The sequence below is a fragment of the Bradyrhizobium sp. USDA3516 genome (genome assembly GCF_057651995.1).
This window is the reverse complement of sequence record NZ_JBYGYN010000008.1, coordinates 72518-86314: the sequence shown is the minus strand read 5'-3', so window position 1 is coordinate 86314 and position 13797 is coordinate 72518. Positions and strand designations below refer to the sequence as shown.

Here is a 13797-nt window from a genome sequence, read left to right as displayed (position 1 = left end):
GTTGCGCCACGTCGTTTCGTCGGAGCAGCGATGAGCGAGACCAGGCCGGTCGCGCTGGTGACGGGGGCGAGCGGCTTCCTTGGCCGGCATATCGTGCCTTCGCTGACGCGGGCGGGATGGTCGGTCCGCCGTGCGGTGCGCAATTCGGAAGCGACTGGCGGCGAGGCCGTGGTCAAGTCGATCGGGCCCGAGACCGACTGGCAGGCCGCGCTTGAAGGCGTCGACGCCGTCATCCATCTCGCGGCGCGCGTGCATTACAAGAACGAGGAGCACGCGGTCCAGCTCTACCGCGACGTCAATGTGGACGGCACACTGCATTTGGCGCGGAGTGCGGCCAGCGGTGGCGTGCGCCAGTTCGTCTTCATCAGCACCGTTCTTGTTCACGGCCGCAGCAATGACGGCGCTGCGCCGTTCAACGAAAAGGATGTCCCGACGCCGCGTGGCCTCTACGGGACATCCAAGGCCGAGGCCGAGGCGGGCTTGAGGCTGCTGGCGCACGACAGCGACATGAAGATCACGGTAATCAGGCCGCCGCTGGTCTACGGCGCGGGCGCCAAGGGCAATTTCGCGCTGCTGACGCGCGCGGTGAGGCTGGGGCTGCCGCTGCCCCTTGCGGCGATCCGCAACAGTCGCAATTTCCTTTCCGTGCAGAACCTCGCGTCCTTCATCCTGCACCGGCTCGGCCATCCCGACCCTACGAGCAATTTCGACATATTCCTGCTGGCGGACAGGGAGCGGGTCTCGACGCCTGAATTCGTCGCCTGCCTGGCGAGGGCGTCCGGCAAGCGCGCCCGGCTGTTCGGCATCCCGCCAAACCTGCTCAGCGCCGTCCTCCGCGGCTTGGGCGGTCAGAACATGCGTGACGGGCTGATCGGCTCGCTCGAGCTCGACATCTCCAAGGCGCTTGCGACCGGCTGGCAGCCGCAGCTCAGCCTCGAGGAAGGCTTGCGCCTCGCGGTGTCGGATCAGGCGCCCTGAGACCGGGAGAAACGCTTCAGCACAATTGCTGTCGCGAGCGCGCCGGCCACGAGAGCGAACGCGGTGACCGGCAACGTGGCGGCGCGAACGGTGAGGATAGCGAGGCCGACGAGCAAGAGGTTGAGCAGGAAGACGTGCCCGACTACCCGCTTCACCGTGAATCCGTTATCGGTCGCACGCTGATAAAAGTGGGTGCGGTGCGCCGACCAGAACGGTTCGCGCCGGATGATGCGCCGGAACAGCGTGATGGTGGAATCGGCAAGATAATAGGCGGGCAACAGCAGCGCCGCGGCCGGCTGCCCCTGAAACGCAAGCTCCAAAAGGCACCAGCCGAGCAGGAGGCCGATCGGCAGGCTGCCGACATCGCCCAGGAAGACTTTTGCGACCGGACGGTTGAACGGCGCAAAGCCGAGCACGGCGCCGCACAGGGCGGTGGCGATCAGCACCGCCGGCCATGAGAGATCCCCGAGCATTCCCAGCAGCAGCAGCGCGGCGGTGACCGGAACGACTTCCGCCACCGTCATCAGGTCGAGCCCATCCATGAAGTTGACGAGGTTCACGAACCAGACGCCGGCAAGGACGATGAGACCGCGCTCCAGCGCAAGCGGCAACGCCGGCACGATGCGCGCGGTGTCGGGGGCGGTGAGCACCACGGCGCCGACGCAGGCGGCCTGCAGCACCAGTCGCACCAGCACGGGCAGCGACTTGATGTCGTCGGCGAAGCCGACCAGCGCGATCACGATCGTGGCAGCGACCAGCGCCGGCGGGATCGCGACATTGGCGGAGGCCGCCCACAGCGATGCGACGATCAGCGTCGCGGCGATCACCGCGATGCCGGCGCCCTGCGGGGTCGGGACGCGATGTGAGGACCGCGCAGTCGGCCGCGCCAGCGCGTAGCGCTGCAGCAGGGGCCGGCCGGTCCAGGTCACGAGCGCGGAGATCAGCGCGGCGGCCGCAACGGCAAGCAGCAGGGCCGCGCCGGCGAGCGCATCGGCAGCCGAACTCACTCCGGCACTCCGATCGGGGCCGCCCCCTGCGCGGCCTTCTCCGCGCTGAGGATCCAGACCAGGCCGCCGACCGCGCCGACGATGAAGAACACGGCGCCGTACAGCAGCGAGACGTTGACGCCCTCGTTGGCGGCAAGTCCCGCGAAGCCGAATGCCAGGCCCATCGTGGCTTCCCGCACGCCCCAGCCGGCGATCGAGATCGGCATCATCGTGATCAGCATCACCGGCGGCACCAGCAGAAAGACGTCGCTGAAGCGGACCGGGGCCGCGATCGACTGCACCACGCACCAGGCGATGACGACGGCGAGCACGTGAACGAGGACCGATAGGATGGCGATGACCGGACCACGAGTGCGGCTGAAGATCACGCGATTGGCGATGACGGCACAGGCGTGGATGTGATGCGTCGCCCACCAGGTCTTCAGCCAGCGCCATTTCAGCGCGCCGAAGATCAGAAAGCCGAGGCCGCCGGCGAGCGCCAGGAGATCGACGAGCAGCAGCGCCGAGCGCCCGTGTTGATCCGTGATGAGCGCGTAGCTCCAGGGCAGGCTGGCGACGATGAGGACCGCGAGCGCGATCAGGCCGATGGCGCGGTCGACGAAGATCGAGTAGGTGGCTGCACGCCAGCCGGCGCCGGCGCGTGCGACCAGCCACAGCCGGACCGCATCGCCGCCGATCGCCGATGGCAGGGTCTGGTTGAAGAACGCGCCGATCACGTTGTAGCGCATGGCGCGGCTGAGCTCGAGCGGCGCGCCGCAGACGGCGCTGATCTCGCGCCAGCGCAGCACGCCGACGAAGATCTGCACGAACGTCACCACGATGGCGATGCCGATCCAGAGCAGGCTGGTGACGGTGAAGCGTGAAAACAGTTCGGACAGATCGACCTTGCGCAGCGCCAGGTAGAGCAGCGCCGCGGAAATCACGATCTTGACAGTCGACAGCAGGATTCGGCGCATCTCGTCCGCATGAACAGGGTTTGCGAAGATTTGAGGCAACCCGACGCGAGGCGCCGAATTCGGCCGCTTTGGTATGGTTTTGGCGCCGATCTTGCAATAGCCGTCGTTAAGGACGCCATGAGGAGACCGCTTGAAGGAGCGGGGAGCCTATTGCGACCCCGTGGAGGTGGCGGCTAGAGAGGGATCGGGCGAGGGATCACCCAGGGAACAGGATGACGGATCAGGCGATTTTGGTCACGGGTGCGGCCGGCTTCATCGGCTTCCACGTCGCCCGGCAGCTCCTGGGCGAAGGCCGCACCGTCGTTGGGCTCGACAATCTCAACAGCTATTACGATCCCGCGCTGAAGAAGGCGCGCCTTGCCCTGCTCCGGGACGAACCCCGCTTCTCGTTCGTCGAGGCCGATCTCGCCGATCGCGAGACCATGGCGGCGCTGTTCGCGCAACATCGTTTTGCCAAAGTCGTGCATCTCGCCGCGCAGGCCGGCGTGCGCTACTCGATCGAGCAGCCGCAGACCTACGCCGATTCCAATCTCGTCGGCTTTCTCAACGTGTTGGAGGGCTGCCGCAACAATGGCTGCGGTCATCTGGTCTACGCCTCGTCATCGTCCGTTTACGGCGCCAACACAAAACTGCCATTTGCGGTTGCGGACCGCACCGACCATCCGGTCAGCTTCTACGCCGCGACCAAGAAAGCGAATGAGGTGATGGCGCAGTCCTACAGCCATCTCTACCGCCTGCCGGTCACGGGGCTGCGGTTCTTCACCATCTACGGGCCATGGGGCCGCCCCGACATGGCCATGTTTCTGTTCGCGAGCGCCATCATGGCCGGCAAGCCGATCCGGATCTTCAACCATGGCAAAATGCGCCGCGATTTCACCTACATCGACGATGTGACGCGCGTCGTGTCCAAGCTGATCGATCTCGTGCCTGCGGAGGATCCGGCTGCCGCAAATGCGCCGTCAAAGCTCTACAATGTCGGCAATCATCATCCGGAGGAACTGATGCACGTCGTCGGTCTTCTGGAGCGGGAGCTGGGCCGGACGGCGATCAAAGAATTGCTGCCGATGCAGCCGGGAGATGTGCTGGAAACGTTCGCGGATGTCGAGGATCTCTCGCGCGACACCGGCTTTGCACCGTCAACGCCGATCGAGCATGGGGTTCATAACTTCGTCACCTGGTATCGGGACTATTTCAAGGTTTGAGATCACGATGGACAAACGCATAATCCCCCTGATCATGTGCGGCGGTGCCGGCACGCGGCTGTGGCCCGCTTCGCGCGAAGTACGCCCCAAGCAGTTCCTGCCGCTGTTCGGCACGCGCTCGACGTTCCAGGACACGCTGCTCCGCGTGTCCGATCCTTCTCTGTTCGACCGGCCGATCGTCATCACCAACGCGGCCTATCGCTTCATGGTGCTGGAGCAGCTCGCGGAGATCGGCATCGAGGCCGACGTGATCCTCGAGCCGATGCGGCGCGATTCCGGCCCTGCGATCGCGGCCGGCGCGGTGTTCGCGCAGAACCGCGCCGTTGACGCCATCGTGCTCGCGCTCGCCGCCGACCACGTCGTGCAGAATAGTGCCGCCTTCGTCGCCGCCTGTCGCGAGGGCCTCACCGCCGCGAATGCCGGGCGCATCGTCACGTTCGGCGTCAAGCCGGAGCGGCCGGCGACCGAATACGGCTACATCAATCCGGGCGAGATCATCGCGGGCGAGGTGCATGCGGTGGCGCGCTTCGTCGAGAAGCCGGACGCGGTGAAGGCCTCCGACTACGTCAATTCGGGCTATCTCTGGAACAGCGGCAATTTCATGTTCCCGGCGAGCGTGCTGCTCGACGAATATCGCAGGGTCGATGCGGCAAGCGTCGAGGCCGTCACCAATGCGGTCAACAATGCCGGCCGCGATCTCGGCTTCGTCACGCTGGAGCCCGAGGCGTTCGGCGCGGCCAAGGCGATCTCGATCGACTATGCGGTGATGGAGAAGACCTCGCGCGCCGCCGTGGTGCCGGTGTCGTGCGGCTGGTCCGACGTCGGCTCCTGGCATGCGGTGTGGGAGCTGTCGGAGAAGGACGCGCAAGGCAATGCCGCGCACGGCACCGCCGTGTTCGAGGATTCCCGCAACTGCAACGTCACCACCGATTCAGCACTGGTCGCACTCGAAGGCGTCGACGATCTCGTCGTGGTCGCCACCGCGGATGCGGTGCTGGTCTCGCGGCAGAAGGATGCCAACGGGCTGAAGCGCCTGGTGACGAAATTGAAATCGGTCGCGCCGAAGGTCACCGAGGAGCATCTCAAGGTGCACCGGCCCTGGGGCAGCTATCAATCCGTCGACAATGGCGAGCGCCACCAGGTCAAGCGCATCGTGGTGAAGCCGGGCGGGCGGCTGTCGCTGCAGAAGCACCATCATCGCGCCGAACACTGGATCGTGGTCCGCGGCACGGCCCAGGTGACCGTCAACGAGACCGTGAAGACGGTGCACGAGAACGAGTCGATCTACATCCCGATGGGCGCCGTCCACCGGATGGAGAATCCGGGCAAGATCCAGCTGGAGCTGATCGAGGTCCAGACTGGAAGCTATCTGGGGGAAGACGACATCATCCGGATTGAAGACGACTATCAAAGGTCGTAACCAGCAAGCTCCGAATCACGCGACCCGGGCCGGGAGAAAGGTATCCTTTTCGACCTAAGGCCCGGGGAACGTGTAACTTTTTGAATCAAATCGTGTCCGGCCCGCCAGGGCGGGCATTCGCCACAAATGTGGCGTCCGTGCTAGAAGCGGCCCGGGGATTTGCGTTGAATCGGGGTTTGCTCAGATGAGTTCCAGGGGATCTGCACCGGCAAAGGCCGGCTTGCGCGTCGGTGTCATTGGCGCCGGCGTGATGGGCAGCAACCATGCGCGCGTGCTCAGCGGCCTGCCCGGCGTCAGCCTCGTGGGCGTCGTCGATCCCTCGCCGGCACATCGCGCGCGGGCCACGGAACTCGCCAATTGCGAAAGCTTCGAGACACTCGACCAGCTGTTCGCCGAAGGCGTCGATGCCGTCACCATCGCAGCGCCGACCCATCTGCATCACGAGGTCGCGCTCGCTTGCATCGCCAAGAACATCCATGTGCTGGTCGAGAAGCCGATCGCCTCCACGGTGGCAGAGGGCTGCGAGATCGTCGCCGCCGCACAGAAGGCCGGCGTGACGCTGATGATCGGTCATGTCGAGCGCTTCAATCCGGCAGTCGCCGCGGTCAAGCAGGCGATCGCGGGCGAGGACATTCTCTCCATCGCGATCACCCGCGTCGGCCCGTTCCCGCCGCGCATGTCCAATGTCGGCGTCGTCATCGACCTTGCCGTGCACGACATCGATCTGATCCGCTGGTTCACCGAATCCGACATCGTCGAGGTGCAGCCGCAATTGTCGAGCGCGGTCGCCGAGCGCGAGGACATCGCGCTCTTGCAGTTCCGCACCGAGAGCGGCGTGCTCGCCCACATCAACACCAACTGGCTGACGCCGTTCAAGGCGCGCAGCGTGACGGTCGCAACGCGCGGCAAATACGTCATGGGCGATCTCTTGACGCGCCAGGTCACCGAATGCTTCGGCTTCAAGCCTGATGGCAGCTACTCGATGCGGCATCTGCCGGTCGGCCATGACGAGCCGCTCCGCGCCGAGCTGATCGCGTTCCTCAAGGCGGTGCGCAACGGCGAGACGCCGGCGGTGACGGGCGACGAGGGCGTCGCCAGCCTCGAGATCGCCACGCAATGCCTGGAGACGCCTTCGCGTCCTGCGGCGACGTCACCCGCGCGCAAGGGACCACGCCGCGTCGCCGGCTGATCCCTTTCCATGTCGACCGCTCAAACGTCACAAGGCGCCAAAAATCAGGTCGAGAATCAGGTCATGAACCAGCACTTACGTTCCGAACCCATTCCCTTCATCGACGTCGCCTCGCAGCGCCGCCGGCTCGGCGCCTCGCTCGATGCCGCCGTCAAGCGCGTGATGGACCATTGCCAGTTCGTCAACGGGCCGGAGGTCTTCGAGCTCGAGAAGCAGCTCGCGGCCTATTCGGGCGCCAAGCACGTGATCGGCTGCGCCAGCGGCACCGATGCGATCCTGATGGTGATGATGGCCAGGAATGTCGGGCCCGGCGATGCCGTGCTGTGTCCGTCCTTCACCTTCATCGCGACGGCCTCGCCGGTGGCGCGGACCGGTGCGACGCCGGTCTATGTCGACGTCGACGAGGCCACCTTCAACATGAGCCCGGAATCGCTCAAGCGCGGCATCGCCACCGCCCGCAAGGCCGGCCTCAAGCCCGTCGCGGTGATTCCGGTCGATTTGTTCGGCCAGCCCGCCGATCACGACGCCATCGCCGAGATCGCCCGGGCCGAAGGCCTGTTCGTGCTCGACGACGCCGCGCAAGGCTTTGGCGCCAGCTACAAGGGCCGCAAGCTCGGCACCTTCGGCCACGCCACCGCGACCAGCTTCTTCCCGGCAAAGCCGCTCGGCTGCTTCGGCGACGGCGGCGCCATCTTCACCGATGACGACGAGCTCGCCGCCACCTTGCGCAGCATCCGCGTGCACGGGCAGGGCGTCGACAAATATGACAACGTCCGCCTCGGCCTCACCGGCCGGCTCGACACCATGCAGGCCGCGGTGCTGATCGAGAAGCTGAAGATCTTCGACGACGAGATCGCCGCCCGCAACAGGGTCGCGGAGCGCTATGCGCGCGGCCTGTCCAATGTCGTCACCGTGCCGCGCCTTGCGCCCGGCAATACTTCGGTCTGGGCGCAGTACACCATCCGCCTGCCCAAAGGCACTGACCGCGACGGCTTTGCCGCCGCGTTGAAGGCGCAGGGCGTGCCGACCGCGATCTATTACGGCAAGTCGATGCATCAGCAGACCGCCTACAAGCAATATCCGGTCGCTGAGGGCGGATTGCCGGGTTGCGAGAGCCTGTCGCAGGACGTCATCAGCCTGCCGATGCATGCTTACCTGACAGAAGCCGACCAGGAGCGAATCATCGCCGCCGTGCAAGGCGCGCTGGCGGGGTGATCTCTGCGTTCTTGCCACGTTGCTCGTCATGCCCGGGCTTGTCCCGGGCATCCACGTCCTTCAAGTGCGCGTGGTGAGGCGTGGATGGCCGGGACAGGCCCGGCCATGACGCCGGGGGTGACTTTCGGTAGCCCCAACGCTCACCTCATCTACGATGGCCCTCCGCCGCTAGCACCTAGACCTAATCGCGCCATGCTCTAAAACAGACGCATGCTCGGACGCATCTTCACGGTCGGTGGTTACACGCTGTTGTCGCGGCTGACGGGATTTGCCCGCGACATCATGCTCGCGGCGATCCTCGGCGCCGGTCCGGTGGCCGACGCCTTTTTCGTGGCGCTGCGGCTGCCCAACCATTTCCGCGCGATCTTCGCCGAGGGCGCCTTCAACGCCGCCTGGGTGCCGGCCTATGCCCATGTCCATGGCGAGAAGGGCGAGGCGGCGGCAAAGCTGTTCGCCGACCGCATCTTCACGCTGCTGCTGGCCTCGCAACTGGTGCTGCTGATCCTCGCCTGGCTGTTCATGCCGCAGGCCATGAGCTTACTTGCGCCGGGCTTTTCCGAGGACGCCGAGCAGCGCAAGCTCGCGATCGAGTTGACCCGGATCACGTTTCCCTATCTCCTTTTGATCACGCTGGTGACGCTCTATGGCGGCATGCTCAACGTGATGCAGCGCTTCGCCAGCGCCGCGGCCGCCTCGATCTTCCTCAATGTCGCGATGATGATGACGCTGGCGGTGGCCGTCTGGTTTCCGACCGCGGGCCATGCGGCGGCCTGGGGCGTGCTGATCTCCGGCTTCCTGCAATATTTCCTGCTCGCCGGCGATCTCGCCCGCCATGGCGGCCTGCCGCGCTTTGCGCCCTTGAAGCTCGACGAGGACGTTCGCGGCTTCTTCAAAGCGCTGGGACCTGCGACGCTGGGCTCGATGGGCACGCAGCTCGCGCTGTTCGCCGACACCATCATCGCGACCTTCCTGCCCGCCGGTGCGCTGTCGGCGCTCTATTACGCCGACCGGCTCAACCAACTGCCGATCGGCGTCATCGGCATCGCCATCGGCACGGTGCTGCTGCCGGAGATGTCGCGGCGGATCACCGCAAACGACCACGATGGCGCGCTGAGCGCGCAGCGCCGCGCCTTCGATTTCACGCTGCTGTTCTCGATCCCGTTCGTCGCGGCCTTCCTCACCGTGCCCGATGCGATCATGCGCGCGCTGTTCGCGCGCGGTGCGTTCTCCAAGGCCGATGCCGCAGCCGCCGGTGCGACGCTCGCGGCCTATGCCATCGGCCTCATCCCGTTCGTGCTGATCCGCAGTGCGGTCGCGACCTTCTACGCGCGCAAGGACACCGCGACGCCGGTGCGGGCGTCGTTGACTGGTATCGCGGTCAATGTCGCGCTGAAGGTCGCCTTGATGGGATCGCTGGCCCAGGTCGGCCTCGCGCTGGCCACCGCCGTCGGCGTCTGGACCAATCTGCTCCTCGTGCTGTTCTTCGCCGTGCGGCGCGGCTTTCTCGTGCTCGACCGCGCCTGGCTGCTGTCGCTCGCCAAATTTCTGCTGACCGGATTGATCCTCGCCGCCGCGTTCTGGCTGATTGCGCGCTTCAGCGGCCCTGCGCTGGGCGCGATGCACTTCCGGGACGAATTGATGCTGATCCTGCTCGCGGTCGGCGGCACGATCGTCTACGCGCTTGCGATCCTGGTGCTGTTCGGCCGCAAGTGGCTGGTCTCGCTGGTGCGCGGCTAGAGAGAGCACGGCATTCGCCTCCAAGCTGCAGCCAACATCGGCACATCTCTTGATTTTGCGCGATTGCGGTGGTAGGAGTCACTCATGATCAAGTGCTCGCGCAAAGTCTCCCGCAACCACATCACCCGCTTCGGCTGGGCGGTGGGAGGAGTCGTGCGCTAGGATTTCGACGACAACTTTTCCACCAGGCCCCGCCGGCATCGGACGGGGCCTTTTCTTTTGGCCACGGTCCCTGCCGGCTCAACAGCAGGAGCGTCCGATGCCACCACAATTGACGAACATTTCATCCGAGGCCGAGCACGATGCCGCGGTGCTTCGCCTCGACCAATCCATTGCACTCGCGAAGGAGGCCATGGACGAGGTTCTGGCGGCAGCGGCTCGCCTCAACCTGTCCGTTGCAACGCCGAGCCAAGCCTTGTCGGGGAGAGAAGCTGCCGCAGCCGCGCCCGCACAAAGCCTCCTGGGCCTGCCCAGGCGATACCGGCGTGCGATTGGGGAATGGTTGCTGCACCCCCGGGTCAGTTTGCCGGACCTGAGTGACAGGGAGCTGATGGACATCGGCCTGACGCGCGCCGAGATCGATCATCTCACACCTGAGCGGGCGATCGATACGCTCAGAGATCGTACGACCTATCTGTTGAGCCGCGGCGGGATGTGAGTGATCGACAATCCCCTCAGATGCATCCGCGATGCAACCATACGAGGATAGCGACCATGACGTCACATTCGCACGCTGCTGAGGCGGACGTGGAGATCCGGCGATTGACCCTCGAAGACCTGGATATTTTCCGCGAACTCCGCGGAGAAGCACTCCAGCGGCATCCGCAGACGTTTGGATCGCCCGAAGAGGATGACGGCGGCGATGCCATGCTGGCTGCCTATCGCCATTGGCTCAGCGGCACCATGTTCGGCGCCTTTGGATGCGGGAGCTTGATCGGAATCGCCGGCCTCTATGTCTCCGTTGACAAAAGAACACGGCACAGGGGCCGCATGTACTCGGTCTACGTAACAGAAACCAGCCGAGGCAGAGGTGTCGGAGACAGGCTCATCAAAGAGCTTCTTGCCCATGCGGAGGCATGTGTCGAACAGGTGCATCTTGAGGTGCTCACGACGGCAATTGTTGCGATCAAGACCTATAGGCGCAACGGGTTCGAGGTCTACGGTACGGATCCCCGAGCCGTCCGCGTGGGTGACGTCACCTATGACAAATACCTTATGGTCAGGACGTTCAGCCGATAACGTTGGCCTGGTGTGGCTCATCGGGAATGCTGGCGCGGCGGTGCAACGCGCGGTCACGGCGTCGCAGCCGTCACCCGACCGCGTCTGTCGTGATCCCCGGCGCTCGGCTGGACTCCCCGACCGGGTCCATGGGACACTCCACCGAGCGGAGGGGGAAGCTCACATGATCCTGGTGACCGGCAGCGCGATCGCAAGGCAGGACTCGTTCGATGAGGTCCGTCGGCTAAGCCTGGAACACGTCCAGCGCTCGCGCGCCGAGCCCGGCTGCATCTCGCATGCGGTGCATGTCGATTGCGAGAACCCCCTCAAGTTCGTATTCGTCGAGCAGTGGGCCGATCGCGCTGCGCTGCTGGCGCACTTTGCGGTTCCGGCCTCGCGCGGCTTTGCCCGTGCGCTGCAATCGCTCGTCTCGGAGCCGACGACCCTTGAGGTCTACGACGCTGCCAGGATGGCCGGGCTTTGACGCGCCAGTTTTTCCACGGCAATATGCCCACAAAACAACCATGAGAACGGGAAGATAACATGGCGGCTCCCATCAAGTTCGGCGTTGGCCAAAGCGTGCTGCGCAAGGAGGATGACGCGCTCATCCGCGGCAAGGGCCGCTATACCGATGATTACGCGCCGCAGGCCGCCCTCCGCTGCCTGGTGCTGCGCTCGCCGCATGCGCATGCCAAATACACCATCGATGCAGGCCGCGCCCGCGGACTGCCGGGCGTCGCGCTGATCCTGACGGCTGCTGACGTTGCGGATCTCGGCAATCTGCCCTGCCTGTTCAACCTCGAGACCGATCCGTTCACCGGCCCGCCTTACCCGATCCTGGCCAAGGACGAGGTGCGTCACGTCGGCGATGCCGTCGCCTTCGTGGTCGCCGAGACCATCGATCAGGCCCGCGACGCGATCGAGGCGATCGAGGTCAATTGGTCGCCGCTGCCGGCGGTGACCGGTGTCGTCAACGCTGTGAAGAAGGGCGCGCCGCAGGTCTGGCCCGACAAGCCCGGCAATGTGCTGTTCGACGTCTCGATCGGCGACAAGGCCGCGACCGAAGCTGCGTTCGCCAAGGCGCATGCGGTCGCCGAGATCTCCATCGTCAATCCGCGCGTGGTCGCGAACTTCCTGGAGACGCGCGCGGCGGTCTGCGAATACGATTCAAAGCGCGACCATCTGACGCTGACGGTCGGCAGCCAGGGCAGCCACCGCCTGCGCGACATCCTCTGTCAGAACGTCCTCAACATCCCCACCGACAAGATGCGGGTGATCTGCCCTGACGTCGGCGGCGGGTTCGGCACAAAGCTGTTTCCCTATCGGGAATATGCCCTGATGGCGGTCGCCGCGCGAAAGCTGAAGAAGGCGGTGAAGTGGGCGGCCGACCGCTCCGAGCATTTCATGGGCGATGCGCAGGGCCGCGACAACGTCACCACCGCCAAGATGGCGCTGGCTGAAGACGGCAAATTCCTGGCGATGGATTGCGACCTGATGGGCGACATGGGCGCGTATCTGTCGACCTTCGGGCCCTACATCCCGCATGGCGGCGCCGGCATGCTGCCGGGCCTCTACGACATTCAGGCGTTCCATTGCCGGGTGCGCACCATCTTCACCCACAGCGTGCCGGTCGATGCCTATCGCGGCGCGGGCCGGCCTGAAGCTGCCTATGTCATCGAGCGCCTCGTCGATGCCTGCGCGCGAAAGCTCGACATGACGCCGGATGCCATCCGCCGCAAGAATTTCATCCCGCCGAAGGCGTTGCCCTACAAGACCGCTACCGGCAAGGTCTACGATTCCGGCGACTTCGCCGCGCATCTGAAGCGCGCGATGGAGATCGCGGAATGGAAGGAATTTCCCAAGCGCGCCAAGCTGGCCAAGAAGCAGGGGCTCATCCGCGGCATCGGGCTTGCGAGCTATGTCGAGATCTGCGGCGTGATGGGCGAGGAGACCGCCAACGTCCGCCTCGATGCCAATGGCGACGTCACCGTGCTGATCGGCACGCAATCGAGCGGGCAGGGCCATCAGACCGCCTATGCGCAGATCGTTGCCGAGCAGTTCGGCGTTGCGCCCGAGCGCGTGCATGTCCGCCAGGGCGATACCGACGAGATCGCGACCGGCCTCGGCACCGGCGGCTCGGCCTCGATCCCCTCGGGTGGCGTCAGTGTCGAGCGCGCCACGCGCGAGCTCGGGCAAAAGCTGAAGGAGATCGCGGCGCAGGCGCTCGAAGCCAGCGCCGGCGACCTCGAGATTTCGGAAGGCGTGGTGCGGATCGCCGGCACCGACCGCTCGATCTCGTTTGCCGATCTCGCCAAGCGGCCCGGGGCCGATCCGTCGAAGCTGAACGGCAGCGCGACCTTTGCCAGCGCCGACGGCACCTATCCCAACGGTACCCATGTTGCGGAGGTCGAGATCGATCCGGCGACCGGCATCATCAAGATCGTCAACTACGTGATCGTCGACGATTTCGGCAAGACGCTCAATCCGCTGCTTTTGGCGGGCCAGGTGCATGGCGGTGCCATGCAGGGCATCGGCCAGGCCTTGATGGAGCAGGTGGTGTATGGACCGACCGACGGCCAGCTCATCACCGCGACCTTCATGGACTATGCGCTGCCGCGCGCGGCGGACGGGCCGGCCTTCGTGTTCGAGACCCACAACGTGCCCTGCAAGACCAATCCGATGGGCGTAAAGGGGGCCGGCGAGGCCGGTGCGATCGGCTCCTGTCCGGCCGTCGTCAACGCCATCGTGGATGCGCTCTGGCGCGAATACAAGATCGACCACATCGACATGCCGGCAACGCCCGAGCGGGTGTGGGTTGCGATCAGCGAGCATCACCGCCGTCACAGCTTGTGAAGCCGGGCTTCCCGCGCGCACG

12 protein-coding genes are annotated in these 13797 nt (G+C 65.4%); 10 read left to right on the top strand and 2 right to left on the bottom strand.

Annotated features, from left to right (window positions below; genetic code table 11):
- Window positions 1-30 precede the first annotated feature (30 nt).
- Window positions 31-978 (top strand): NAD-dependent epimerase/dehydratase family protein, encoded by a 948-nt coding sequence (locus AC24YW_RS24105; protein WP_487485044.1) that lies wholly within the window; start codon window positions 31-33, stop codon window positions 976-978.
- On the opposite strand, the gene AC24YW_RS24100 is transcribed toward AC24YW_RS24105, so the two are convergent.
- Both AC24YW_RS24100 and AC24YW_RS24095 read right to left on the bottom strand, forming a co-directional pair.
- Window positions 966-1985, bottom strand: a complete 1020-nt coding sequence (locus AC24YW_RS24100; RefSeq protein ID WP_487485043.1) for an MraY family glycosyltransferase — start codon at window positions 1983-1985, stop codon at window positions 966-968. The genes AC24YW_RS24105 and AC24YW_RS24100 overlap by 13 nt on opposite strands.
- Window positions 1982-2941: a lysylphosphatidylglycerol synthase transmembrane domain-containing protein gene (locus AC24YW_RS24095; protein WP_487485042.1), complete on the bottom strand. Its 960-nt coding sequence runs from the start codon at window positions 2939-2941 to the stop codon at window positions 1982-1984. Before AC24YW_RS24095 ends, AC24YW_RS24100 begins: the two co-directional genes overlap by 4 nt.
- A gap of 212 nt (window positions 2942-3153) precedes the next feature.
- Between AC24YW_RS24095 and AC24YW_RS24090 the strand changes: the two genes are divergently transcribed.
- The 9 genes from AC24YW_RS24090 (at window position 3154) to AC24YW_RS24050 (ending at window position 13775) form a co-directional block, all read left to right on the top strand.
- Entirely contained in the window at window positions 3154-4143 is a 990-nt protein-coding gene (locus AC24YW_RS24090) for an NAD-dependent epimerase (RefSeq protein WP_487485041.1), read from the top strand.
- Window positions 4144-4150: 7 nt separating this feature from the next.
- Window positions 4151-5563 (top strand): mannose-1-phosphate guanylyltransferase/mannose-6-phosphate isomerase, encoded by a 1413-nt coding sequence (locus AC24YW_RS24085; RefSeq protein ID WP_487485040.1) that lies wholly within the window; start codon window positions 4151-4153, stop codon window positions 5561-5563.
- A 184-nt stretch (window positions 5564-5747) separates the two neighbouring features.
- A complete protein-coding gene (locus AC24YW_RS24080; RefSeq protein WP_487485039.1) occupies window positions 5748-6752 on the top strand; it encodes a Gfo/Idh/MocA family protein in 1005 nt (334 codons plus the stop codon).
- 63 nt (window positions 6753-6815) lie between these two features.
- A complete protein-coding gene (locus AC24YW_RS24075; RefSeq protein WP_487485342.1) occupies window positions 6816-7967 on the top strand; it encodes a DegT/DnrJ/EryC1/StrS family aminotransferase in 1152 nt (383 codons plus the stop codon).
- Between the two features lie 210 nt (window positions 7968-8177).
- Window positions 8178-9704 carry a murein biosynthesis integral membrane protein MurJ gene (murJ, locus tag AC24YW_RS24070; RefSeq protein ID WP_487485038.1) on the top strand — a complete coding sequence of 509 codons (1527 nt, stop codon included), beginning with the start codon at window positions 8178-8180 and terminating at the stop codon, window positions 9702-9704.
- 259 nt (window positions 9705-9963) lie between these two features.
- Entirely contained in the window at window positions 9964-10362 is a 399-nt protein-coding gene (locus AC24YW_RS24065) for a DUF1127 domain-containing protein (protein ID WP_487485037.1), read from the top strand.
- A gap of 56 nt (window positions 10363-10418) precedes the next feature.
- Complete coding sequence (locus AC24YW_RS24060) at window positions 10419-10943, top strand: N-acetyltransferase family protein (RefSeq protein WP_487485036.1); 525 nt, start codon at window positions 10419-10421, stop codon at window positions 10941-10943.
- Between the two features lie 163 nt (window positions 10944-11106).
- Window positions 11107-11406, top strand: coding sequence for a putative quinol monooxygenase (locus AC24YW_RS24055; protein WP_487485035.1), 300 nt, complete (start codon window positions 11107-11109; stop codon window positions 11404-11406).
- 59 nt (window positions 11407-11465) lie between these two features.
- The gene (locus AC24YW_RS24050) at window positions 11466-13775 is read left to right on the top strand and encodes a xanthine dehydrogenase family protein molybdopterin-binding subunit (RefSeq protein ID WP_487485034.1); all 2310 of its coding nucleotides are present in this window, start codon (window positions 11466-11468) and stop codon (window positions 13773-13775) included.
- The last annotated feature ends 22 nt before the right edge of the window (window positions 13776-13797 follow it).

Coding starts and splice junctions, on each gene's coding strand:
- AC24YW_RS24060 (WP_487485036.1), top strand. CDS start 10,419: ATGACGTCACATTCGCACGCTGCTGAGGCGGACGTGGAGATCCGGCGA.
- AC24YW_RS24080 (WP_487485039.1), top strand. CDS start 5,748: ATGAGTTCCAGGGGATCTGCACCGGCAAAGGCCGGCTTGCGCGTCGGT.
- AC24YW_RS24085 (WP_487485040.1), top strand. CDS start 4,151: ATGGACAAACGCATAATCCCCCTGATCATGTGCGGCGGTGCCGGCACG.
- AC24YW_RS24095 (WP_487485042.1), bottom strand. CDS start 2,941: ATGCGCCGAATCCTGCTGTCGACTGTCAAGATCGTGATTTCCGCGGCG.
- AC24YW_RS24065 (WP_487485037.1), top strand. CDS start 9,964: ATGCCACCACAATTGACGAACATTTCATCCGAGGCCGAGCACGATGCC.
- AC24YW_RS24105 (WP_487485044.1), top strand. CDS start 31: ATGAGCGAGACCAGGCCGGTCGCGCTGGTGACGGGGGCGAGCGGCTTC.
- AC24YW_RS24090 (WP_487485041.1), top strand. CDS start 3,154: ATGACGGATCAGGCGATTTTGGTCACGGGTGCGGCCGGCTTCATCGGC.
- AC24YW_RS24050 (WP_487485034.1), top strand. CDS start 11,466: ATGGCGGCTCCCATCAAGTTCGGCGTTGGCCAAAGCGTGCTGCGCAAG.
- murJ (WP_487485038.1), top strand. CDS start 8,178: ATGCTCGGACGCATCTTCACGGTCGGTGGTTACACGCTGTTGTCGCGG.
- AC24YW_RS24075 (WP_487485342.1), top strand. CDS start 6,816: ATGAACCAGCACTTACGTTCCGAACCCATTCCCTTCATCGACGTCGCC.
- AC24YW_RS24055 (WP_487485035.1), top strand. CDS start 11,107: ATGATCCTGGTGACCGGCAGCGCGATCGCAAGGCAGGACTCGTTCGAT.